The sequence below is a fragment of the Flavobacterium collinsii genome, assembly GCF_902804485.1.
Classification (GTDB): domain Bacteria; phylum Bacteroidota; class Bacteroidia; order Flavobacteriales; family Flavobacteriaceae; genus Flavobacterium; species Flavobacterium collinsii.
Genome location: NZ_CADCST010000149.1, coordinates 1 through 10,790 on the forward strand (window position 1 = coordinate 1; position 10,790 = coordinate 10,790).

Sequence of the window (10,790 nt, forward strand, 5' to 3'; positions counted from 1 at the left end):
AAACAGAAGTTTATAACAGAGATTTTATACTAGAAAAGAATGATTTTGGTGATATTACTAAAATGATCTGGCCACTTTCTTCAAATAAAACAATAATAACTTTTGAATACAAATACGATAAGAAAGGTAATTGGATTAAACGAACCGAAAGAAATTTTGGAAATAATCAGGAATCAATTTCTTCAATCATCAAAAGAAATATAAAATATAAGGATTAGCTTCTATTAAACAAAAGTAAAAATGAATACCCAGGATACAGTTGAAATAATTCCTTTCTCTTCCGATTTAAAAGAACACATCAAAACCTTAAACATAGAATGGCTTCAAAAGTATTTTAGAGTTGAAGAAAGAGACGAAGTGGTACTTTCCAATCCACAGGAAGAAATTATAGACAAAGGCGGATTAATCTTTTATGCCAGATACAAAGGCGAAATCATTGGAACGGTTTCCTTAATGAAAATGAATAATGAAACATTTGAATTGAGTAAAATGGCTGTTTCAAATAAAGCGCAAGGTCTTGGGGTTGGGAACAAACTATTAGAACACTGCATGACCGTTGCCGAAAACAATAATATTAAAAAGCTATTCCTGTATTCCAATCGCATACTGCTTCCCGCGCTTCATTTGTATGAGAAGTTTGGTTTTGTCGAAGCCCCTTTGGAGAATGTAAGTTATGAAAGAGCAGATATAAAGATGGAGAAAATTCTGTCTTAATTCTTAAACAAGTATTAGCAGAATTTTTACATTGATTTTAAAACTTTTTACGTAATTTGTACTCTTAATTTTTCGCACCACCCATGTCAATTACCTTAACTCCATTTACGAAACAGCAATTGTTGCCACAAGAAGAAAAACTTGAAATTGGCCGATTCAAAAGCGAGCTTTTTATTGGAATCCCTAAAGAAACAAGTTATCAGGAACGTCGTATTTGCCTGACTCCTGATGCAGTAAACTCTTTGACTTATGAAGGGCATCGAGTTATGATTGAAGCAGGGGCTGGTGAAAGTTCAAGTTATTCTGATAAAGAATACTCAGATGCCGGCGCCGAAGTAACAAAAGATATTAAAAAGGTTTTTGGATGTCCATTGTTGCTTAAAGTAGAACCACCAACAATAGCCGAGATCGAAATGATCAATCCTGAAACGATTATAATTTCCGCCATTCAGTTAAAAACGAAGAAAAAAGCCTACTTTGAGGCTTTGGCTCAAAAAAAGATCACTGCACTTGCTTTTGAATATATTAAAGATGAGGACGGATCGTACCCTGCAGTAAAATCATTAAGCGAAATTGCAGGAACGGCATCTATTCTTATTGCAGCTGAATTAATGATTACGGATGAATTTGGTAAAGGTCTTTTATTTGGGAATATTACCGGAGTCCCTCCTACTGATGTCGTTATTCTGGGAGCCGGAACTGTTGGCGAATTTGCTGCCAAAACTGCAATAGGTCTTGGTGCAAATGTAAAAGTTTTTGACAATTCAATTACCAAATTGCGTCGTTTACAAAACAACCTAAACCAACGCATCTTTACGTCAACAGTTCAGCAAAAAGCTTTGCTAAAAGCATTGAGACGCTGTGATGTCGCTATTGGTGCCATGCGTGGGAAAGAACGTTGTCCTATTATTGTTACGGAAACCATGGTGGAACACATGAAAAAAGGTGCTGTAATTGTAGATGTGAGTATTGATACCGGCGGATGCTTTGAAACTTCAGAAGTTACAACACACGAAAAGCCAACTTTTATCAAAAGCAATGTTCTTCATTACTGTGTTCCAAATATACCTTCAAGGTATTCTAAAACAGCTTCATTATCAATAAGTAACATTCTGACTCCGTACTTGCTTCAAATAGCAGAAGATGGCGGATTGGAAAGTGCAATCAGATGCAATAAAGGATTAAAAAACGGAATTTATCTGTACCACGGAATTCTTACCAATAAAGCAATTGGCGAGTGGTTCGATTTACCGGATAACGATATTAATTTACTTGTATTTTAAGAGAACTTTAGTGTACCTTTGCAAAAAAAATATTTCATGAAGTTCGCACATCGTTTTGCTTATTATTTGATTGGTTTAGTTATAGGATGCTTTTTTGTAGCCCTTGTATTCAGTGGAAAAGATACGCGTTGCAATTATTTTCCAAACGCCAGGGTTTTAAACAATTTACGCATGAAGCCTTTTCAGTATTCCGATAAAGCAGTTCAGACTTTAAATGAAAAATGGGTTGATACAGCTGATATTAAAAATACACTGACATATGGAGATGTCGATTTTGATAAAAGTAATGTACCTGTAAATAAAGGAAAACTTTACATCATCGAAGGTAAAACCTCTAAAAATCAAGAAATTATATTAAAAGTAATTAACTATGAGGATAAAGCGATTTTAGATGAGATTGTTAAGAAAGATAAAGAGTAATCGTAGTTATTACTCTTCTTTAAAACACTATTAATTCAATCGGTTATTATTTATTATAGCCAGTCTACTTCTCTAATTCCTTTTGATTTCAGGAATTCATTTGTTTTACTAAAGTGTTTATTTCCAAACCACTTTCCCTGATTAGCACTCATTGGTGAAGGGTGTCCGGATTCTAAAACATAATGTTTTGAACGGTCTATTTTTGCACCTTTTTTTTGAGCAAAGCTTCCCCATAACAGAAAAACAATATTTTCTTTCTGATCAGAAATGGCCTGAATTACGGCATCTGTGAATAAATTCCATTTCAGGTGTTTATGGCTATTTGGACTATCTTTGCGAACAGTTAATGAAGCGTTTAGAAGCAAAACTCCTTGTTGCGACCATTTTTCAAGATTGCCGGAAGTTGGTATAAAGATAGAATCGAGGTCATCATTTAACTCTCGGTAAATATTCCGCAACGATGGTGGAATCTTAACCGTGTCATTTACAGAAAAGCTTAAACCATTGGCTTCTCCTTCTCCATGGTACGGATCTTGCCCAATAATAACTACTTTTAAATTTTTAAAAGTACAGGTATTGAAAGCTGAAAAAATTAATTCTGCAGGCGGATAACAGGTATGAGTTTGGTATTCAGTTTCAAGAGTTGCTAGTAGCTCCTGAAAATAGTTTTTTTCATTTTCATCTTTTAGCACCGCTTCCCAGTCAAGAGAAAGATTGATTCTCATTTTTTAATTTTTATTACAAATTACGCAAAGTTTTTTTCAAAGTACTAATTAATAGTGCTATTTCGTTTTAAAACTTTGTAACTTTGAACCTTTACAACTTACGATATATAATGATATCTATTACCGAAAAAACATTACAAGATTTACAATTTCCAACAGTACTCGAAACCATTTCTGCAGGCTGTAATACTGATATAGGAAAAGAAAAAGCTTTACAAATAACTCCTTTTAGAGATAAAGAAACCTTGATGCAAGCTCTTATGCAAACATCAGAATATGTTTCCTCTTTTCAAAATAATAACGCCATTCCAAATCATGGATTTGACGCTATAACTCACGAAATTAAGTTTCTGGCTATAGAAGATAGCTTTTTGGAAGTTGGCAGTTTTAGAAAAATTGCCACGCTTTCTTCAACGTCCAACTTTTTATTGAATTTTCTTAAAAAATTTGACGATTACTACCCTAATCTAAACAATAGAGCTTCTCGCGTAGAGTATACAAAAGACATCATAACTACCATTGATGCGATTGTAGATAAGTACGGAGAAATCAAAGACAATGCTTCACCGGCTTTACTGAGTATAAGGCAAAATATGAATATAGTACGTGGTAAAGTAAATCAAAGCTTTGGCGTTGCACTTTCACATAATAATAGCCTTGGTTATTTAGATGATATTAAAGAAAGTTTTGTACAAAACCGACGTGTTTTAGCAGTTTTAGCTATGTATCGCCGAAAGGTAAAAGGTTCTATTTTAGGAACTTCTAAGACCGGAAGTATCGCCTATATTGAACCTGAAGCTACTTTACAATATTCTAGGGAATTGGCTAATTTAGAATACGAAGAGAAAGAAGAAATTACCCGTATTTTAAAGCAATTATCTAATACTATTCGTCCATACCTGCCTTTGCTAATTGAATATCAGGATTTTTTAAGTGATATTGACGTTGTTGCCGGAAAAGCAAAATACGCCAATAGAATCAACGGAATACTGCCTACAATTACGGAAGAAAGAAGATTGTTTTTCAGAGAGGCCTACCACCCAATTTTATACCTCAATAACAAGCAAAAGAACGAAGTTACACATCCGCAGACTATTGAATTAAAGCAAGATAACCGAATTATTGTCATTTCAGGCCCTAATGCAGGTGGAAAAACAATTTCTCTAAAAACAGTTGGTTTGTTACAGTTGATGTTACAATCCGGGATGTTAATTCCGGTCCATGAACGAAGTGAAACTTTCTTGTTTGACAGAATTTTAACGGATATCGGAGACAATCAATCTATTGAAAATCACGTAAGTACGTATAGTTACCGTTTAAAAAACATGAATTATTTCTTAAAAAAATGCAATAAGAAAACCATGTTTTTAATTGACGAATTTGGTACAGGTTCTGATCCTGAATTAGGAGGTGCTTTGGCCGAAATATTCCTGGAAGAATTCTATCACCGTGAAGCTTTCGGAATTATTACAACACATTATTCTAATTTGAAAATTTTGGCAAATGAGTTGCCATTTGCTACAAACGCAAATATGATGTTTGATGAAAAATCTCTTGAGCCAATGTATAAACTGGCTTTGGGACAGGCTGGAAGTTCATTTACTTTTGAGGTTGCATTAAAAAACGGGATTCCGTTTGGATTGATTAATCGTGCTAAAAAGAAAATTGAAGTAGGCAAAGTTCGCTTTGATAAAACAATTGCAACACTTCAAAAAGAACGTTCTAAGTTGGAAAAAACTTCTATTAATCTAAAAGAAGAGGAAACAAGGGCTCGTGAAGAAAGCAAAAAGATGGAAAACATCAATGTAAAAATCAAACAAAAACTGGAGAGCTATCAGGAATTATATGATAGTAATCAAAAGACGATATATATAGGTCAAAAGATAGAAGACATCTCTAAGAAATACTTTAATAATAAAAACAAAAAAGAGCTTATAGGAGAGTTTTTGAAAATTATAGAAATTGAGAATTCAAAGCGTAAAAAAGCTACTCCAAAAGAAGCTAAGGCCATAATCGAAAAGAAAAAAGAAGTAATTGCTGAAATTACAGTAAAAGTAGAAGAAATTCGAAAAGAGAAAAAAGAGAAAAAACTTAAACCTGTAATCGAAAAACCAAAACCAGTTTTAAAAGTTGGTGACAGAGTAAGAATGCTCGACGGAAGATCCGTTGGTAGTATTGATGCCATCGAAAAAAATAAAGCAACAGTAAATTACGGCATTTTTACTTCGAAAGTAAGTTTAGATGAATTGGAATTAGTGGAAGCTGGAAAAAAGTAAGTTTTCTGTTTTCCGTCTAAGTTTTTAGTCTTTTAGAACATAAAATTTGTCCAAAATTAAAATAAGACAATTTAATCGATTATTTTTTTTGAGATGATATACGAAGATGGATATTTTTTAAAAACAGCTTAAAAGTAATTAAACAAAGCCGTTTTCGATTTGTAAAAATTATTAATATTTGCATTTCAATAACTTAAATTTATTATTCTTGTTTATGTCATTTTAACGAGCGACGAATGACAAATCTGACAATAACTTTGATAAAGCTTAAAAACTTGAAACTTTCCTCAAAATGCAAAACCTTCCAAAAAACAAAAAAATACTCCTCTTTGACGGTGTCTGTAATTTATGCAATGACGCCGTTCAGTTTATAATTAAAAATGATAAAAATGATATTTTTCGTTTTGTGCCTTTGCAATCAGAATTGGGAATTGAGATTTGTAATTATATAGGTGTTGATCAAACTAAAATGGATAGCATTATTTTATACAATCCTGGAGTTGCATATTATTATAAATCTTCGGCAGTTTTGGGAATTGGAGAAAATTTAGGCGGAATTTACAGCTTAGCTTCTGTTTTTAAAATTTTTCCAGAAAAACTTCGAAATTATATTTACGATTATATTGCCGGGAATCGTTACAAATGGTATGGTAAAAAAGAAAGCTGCATGATTCCAACTCCGGAATTAAAAGCTAAGTTTCTTTAAATTCCAAAATTTAAAATTCCAAATCCCAGTACTTAGCGCAATATTTGTCATTTCGACGTAGGAGAAATCACATTAGTAAATGGACAAATATCGAAGAAATACTTTATGTAATTTCTCGTTCCTTGAAATGAGACCTAGCTTCTAATAATAAAAAAATCCCAAATTCACGATAATTGGAATTTGGGATTTTTCTATTGAAATTTTCAGATCTTATTATCTAATCAATTTTCTGTATTTCAAACGTTTTGGAGTTAAATCACCACCTAAACGTTTCTTTTTGTTCTCTTCGTAGTCAGAGAAACTTCCTTCAAAGAAATATACTTCAGAATCTCCTTCGAATGCTAGAATGTGAGTACAAATTCTATCTAAGAACCATCTGTCGTGTGAAATAATTACAGCACAACCAGCAAAATTTTCCAAACCTTCTTCAAGTGCACGTAATGTATTTACGTCCAGGTCATTCGTAGGCTCATCCAGTAAAAGTACATTTCCTTCTTCTTTCAATGTCATGGCTAGGTGCAAACGGTTACGCTCTCCACCAGACAACATCGAAACTTTCTTATTTTGTTCACCTCCACCAAAGTTAAAACGTGATAAATAAGCTCTTGAGTTTACTTGCTTTCCTCCCATCATTACTAATTCCTGACCGTCAGCAAAATTTTCCCAAATCGATTTGTTCGGATCAATATTCGAGTGTGACTGGTCTACGTAAGCAATCTTTACAGTTTCACCAACAGAAAATTCCCCACTATCAGTAGCTTGTTCTCCCATAATCATTTTGAAGATGGTCGATTTACCAGCACCGTTTGGCCCAATGATTCCAACAATACCTGCTTGTGGCAAAGTGAAATTTAAATTATCATATAATAATTTATCTCCAAAGGCTTTGGCAACATTTTTTGCTTCGATAACATTCGTACCTAAACGCGGACCATTTGGAATGTAGATTTCCAAGTTTTCATCCAATTGTTTTTGGTCTTCATTTAATAGTTTGTCGTAGTTCTGTAAACGAGCTTTTTGTTTCGTTTGACGACCTTTTGCTCCCTGACGAACCCACTCCAACTCGCGCTCTAAAGTTTTTCTTCTTTTAGAAGCTACTTTTTCTTCCTGAGCCATACGGTTTGATTTTTGATCCAACCAAGAAGAATAGTTTCCTTTCCAAGGAATACCTTCTCCTCTATCCAACTCAAGAATCCAACCTGCTACATTATCAAGGAAATATCTATCGTGCGTTACAGCAATTACAGTTCCCGAATATTGTGCTAAATGCTGTTCTAACCAAAGTACAGATTCAGCATCAAGGTGGTTGGTAGGCTCATCCAAAAGCAATACATCAGGCTGTTGCAATAACAAACGACATAAAGCTACACGACGACGCTCACCTCCTGAAAGATTTTTAATTGGTGTGTCTCCTTCCGGTGTACGTAAGGCATCCATTGCAATTTCAAGTTTTGTATCAATTTCCCAAGCACCAAGAGCATCGATTTTATCTTGTAAAGCTGCCTGACGATCCATCAACTTATCCATCTTATCCTGATCTTCGTAATTTTCAGGAAGACCAAACAAATCATTAATCTGATTGTACTCTTCAAGAACAGCCATAGTTTCAGCAGCTCCTTCACGAACAATTTCGATAACAGTTTTAGAGTCATCAAGGATTGGTTCTTGTTCTAAGTAACCTACGGTGTAACCTGGTTGAAAGACAACATCACCCTGATAGTTTTTATCAACTCCTGCAATAATTTTTAAAAGTGATGATTTTCCGGAACCATTAAGACCTAAAATACCAATTTTAGCTCCGTAAAAGAAACTCAGGTAAATATTTTTAAGTACTGGTTTGTCTGCTCCCTGATAGGTTTTACTCAATTTTTGCATTGAGAAAATTACTTTCTTATCGTCTGACATATTATGTTTATTGTTATTAGTTTATTTTTATTAATTTGATAGTGCAATAGACAGTGAATTATACCCTTCCTTTCAAAGCGTTAAAAACCCAGGCGATAGAGAAAAAACCAACTCCAACTGCAACAAATCCCCAACCGGAAACATCTCTGTATCTAAAAGCGCCAAGACCTATAAGTAACAATCCCATAAGTACCATTATAAAAGTAGCCCATCCTAAAATGGTATTTTTATTCATTCCCATAATTGCGTTATTAGTATTTTAAAAGTAGTATTTTTTTAGAGATGCAAATATCGTGAATTTTAGTAAATCTTAGATCGTTTTTTGTGTAACATATTTTAAAATTGTTTCACACAAAATATCAGGATTTATTGGCTTGTCCAGTTTTTCTAAAATTTTAGCTTTTTGAAAATTATTGCTGCATATATTTTCTGAAATGGCTGTCAGTGCTACAATCGGTATTTCAGGTTTTAAACCGCTAATAATTTCTGATGCTTCAAAACCATCCATAATTGGCATCATAATGTCCATCAGTATTATTGCGTATTTTTTTTCTTTTACTTTCTCTACTGCTTCAAGACCGTTATTGGCCACATCACATTTAAAACCTTTGCTGATTAGAATTTTACTGGTTAACAACTGATTTATTTTATTGTCTTCAACTAGCAAAACGTCAATATTTGGGAGCTCGTCTTTTTGTTCCTGATTATTTATAAAACAAGATTCATTTTGGATTTCATTGGAAATATCAAAATCGATTACAAATGAAAAAGTAGTTCCTTTGTCTTTTTTAGATTTAACTTCAATCGTACTATTAAAAAGTTCTAAGGTTTTCTTTATAATGGAAAGCCCCAATCCACTTCCTCCATACTTAATATTGATTTCAGTAGATTCTTGTATAAAGGGTTCAAATATTTTATTTTGAACGTTCTCTGAAATTCCAATTCCTGTATCAGAAATATCAAATTTAATACTGGCATTATCGTTATTAGATTTAATCAGTTTTGCCTTTAAAGTTACTTCGCCATTTTTTGTGAATTTTGTAGCATTTGTCATCAGCTCCATAATAACCTGAGTAAATCTTATTTCATCACTCTTTAAAGTCTGTGGAATTTTGTCGTCAAAATCAAGTAGTATGGTATTGTGGTTCGTGGCATTGATTTTAAACATTTCAATTACGGCGTTCAATATCTCTTTAAGATTAATATCTTTAAACTGTAAATTAATAGTATCGTCTCGTTTTAGATTTTTAAAATCTACTATATTATTGATAAAGCCCAAAAGATAATCGGAAGAAAAATTTAAATTTTTAATATAGTCTTTCTTAAGTTGTTCCGATTTTTCGTTTTCAAGTAAATATGCTGTCCCTCTAATCGTATTTAAAGGAGTTTTTAATTCATGAGTTACAACATCAAGAAAATTATCTTTTATTTTTGAAGCTTCGTTTAACTCTTTATTTATTTTTTCTAACTCTGAATTTTTCTTCTCCAGAATCAAATTAACCTTCATTTTATACTTATAAGCTCTGAACTGAATCATAAATAACACTATTAGTATTGTAACTAGCAGTAATGAAAAAAACAGCAGATAATTTTTATAAGACTCACTTACGCTTTCAAGTCTGGCTTCATTAATTTTTCTTCTATTTTCAATATTTTTTATTTTCAAAGTATTATTCAATTTGTTTGATTTTTGAATAAGCCTCATTCTAAATTGATTAAGTCTGATGTACTTTGATACTGAGATTTGATAAAATTTTGTTGCAGTTGCCAGATCGCCCGTATTGTAATAATACATTGCCTTCAGCTCATTGAGCTTTGCATCATAAGGAACTCTCCCGTCTGCGTAGGGTATTTGAGTTTTTTCTACAAGCTGCAGATACTTATAGACACTATCATTTTCTTTCAGGTAGTAATAATCTTCGGATATGAAGAGATATAAATTGGGAATCTTAAAATTATTTTTCTTCGATGTATTGCTTTTTTTAATGTTTTCAAGCGAAATCATAGCAAAATGAATCGATTTCTTGTAATCTTTATGTGTCTTATAATATACCGAGAGGTTGTAGTTTATGTTTATATTGTCCTCATGGTTGCCATATTTTTTTATTAATTGTTGCGCTTTCAAATCGTATTGATGAGACAATAACTTATTGCCTTCATAATACCTTAAATCACCAAGGGCTTCATACAATAGCGCCAACTCCCGCTTGTTATTGTATTTCTTTAAAATCTGAAAATTTTCAAGAAGATATGTATTAGGAGTTCCGAAATTTCGTAAATAAGAAATTAGCTTAATACATTCCCTATGAAAAAGCAAAAGACCTACAGTGTCTCTTCTTGATTTTAAAGAAGCTTCTGTTTCATTTAAGATTTTAAGTCCCAAAAGATGATTTTGAACATTTTCTGTTCTGATTAGTTTTTTGATACTATCAATCTTTGACACTATAGCATCTGGGTTTGTTTTTAAGAGAGTTTGAGACTGGGCATAACTCTTAAAAACAGTAGATAGGCAAACAAATAACACAAGAATGACTTTTATTCTTGTGTTGCATAGATATAAGGTAGATGGGGTCACCGAATTGTTTTATGTAAATAATATTCAGGAAATATAATGAAATTACATTGTCTTTGCTATAATTATAGTTAATTAATTACATGTTATTATGACAAATCACTTGTAGAACCCTATTAGTTTTGAGTATTTAATAATAAAAAGCTAAGTACACCTCATTAATTAAGATTTTAAACAACACTATTTCAG

At 32.5% G+C, this 10,790-nt stretch carries 9 protein-coding genes and 1 pseudogene; 6 read left to right on the top strand and 4 right to left on the bottom strand.

The annotated features are described in order from the left end of the window. The 4 genes and pseudogenes from FLA105534_RS22480 to FLA105534_RS22495 all read left to right on the top strand — a co-directional run. Window positions 1–218 (top strand): annotated as a pseudogene (locus tag FLA105534_RS22480) (hypothetical protein); the annotation flags it as partial. Window positions 219–240: 22 nt separating this feature from the next. Further along, complete coding sequence (locus FLA105534_RS22485) at window positions 241–714, top strand: GNAT family N-acetyltransferase (RefSeq protein ID WP_173968320.1); 474 nt, start codon at window positions 241–243, stop codon at window positions 712–714. Window positions 715–797: 83 nt separating this feature from the next. Beyond that, window positions 798–1,997: an alanine dehydrogenase gene (locus FLA105534_RS22490; RefSeq protein ID WP_173968321.1), complete on the top strand. Its 1,200-nt coding sequence runs from the start codon at window positions 798–800 to the stop codon at window positions 1,995–1,997. A gap of 36 nt (window positions 1,998–2,033) precedes the next feature. Beyond that, window positions 2,034–2,417 carry a DUF4258 domain-containing protein gene (locus FLA105534_RS22495; RefSeq protein WP_173968322.1) on the top strand — a complete coding sequence of 128 codons (384 nt, stop codon included), beginning with the start codon at window positions 2,034–2,036 and terminating at the stop codon, window positions 2,415–2,417. A 53-nt stretch (window positions 2,418–2,470) separates the two neighbouring features. Here the strand turns inward: FLA105534_RS22495 and ung are convergent, their stop codons facing one another. Beyond that, complete coding sequence (ung, locus tag FLA105534_RS22500) at window positions 2,471–3,142, bottom strand: uracil-DNA glycosylase (RefSeq protein WP_173968323.1); 672 nt, start codon at window positions 3,140–3,142, stop codon at window positions 2,471–2,473. 110 nt (window positions 3,143–3,252) lie between these two features. Between ung and FLA105534_RS22505 the strand changes: the two genes are divergently transcribed. After that, the gene (locus tag FLA105534_RS22505) at window positions 3,253–5,418 is read left to right on the top strand and encodes an endonuclease MutS2 (RefSeq protein ID WP_173968324.1); all 2,166 of its coding nucleotides are present in this window, start codon (window positions 3,253–3,255) and stop codon (window positions 5,416–5,418) included. Window positions 5,419–5,710: 292 nt separating this feature from the next. After that, window positions 5,711–6,124, top strand: a complete 414-nt coding sequence (locus tag FLA105534_RS22510; RefSeq protein WP_173968325.1) for a thiol-disulfide oxidoreductase DCC family protein — start codon at window positions 5,711–5,713, stop codon at window positions 6,122–6,124. Between the two features lie 213 nt (window positions 6,125–6,337). On the opposite strand, the gene ettA is transcribed toward FLA105534_RS22510, so the two are convergent. From ettA to FLA105534_RS22525, 3 genes are all read right to left on the bottom strand, one after another. Continuing rightward, window positions 6,338–8,029, bottom strand: a complete 1,692-nt coding sequence (gene ettA, locus FLA105534_RS22515) for an energy-dependent translational throttle protein EttA (protein ID WP_173968326.1) — start codon at window positions 8,027–8,029, stop codon at window positions 6,338–6,340. Window positions 8,030–8,087: 58 nt separating this feature from the next. Beyond that, the gene (locus FLA105534_RS22520; protein WP_173968319.1) at window positions 8,088–8,270 is read right to left on the bottom strand and encodes a CAL67264 family membrane protein; all 183 of its coding nucleotides are present in this window, start codon (window positions 8,268–8,270) and stop codon (window positions 8,088–8,090) included. A 69-nt stretch (window positions 8,271–8,339) separates the two neighbouring features. Beyond that, entirely contained in the window at window positions 8,340–10,472 is a 2,133-nt protein-coding gene (locus tag FLA105534_RS22525; protein WP_173968327.1) for a hybrid sensor histidine kinase/response regulator, read from the bottom strand. Window positions 10,473–10,790 lie beyond the last annotated feature (318 nt).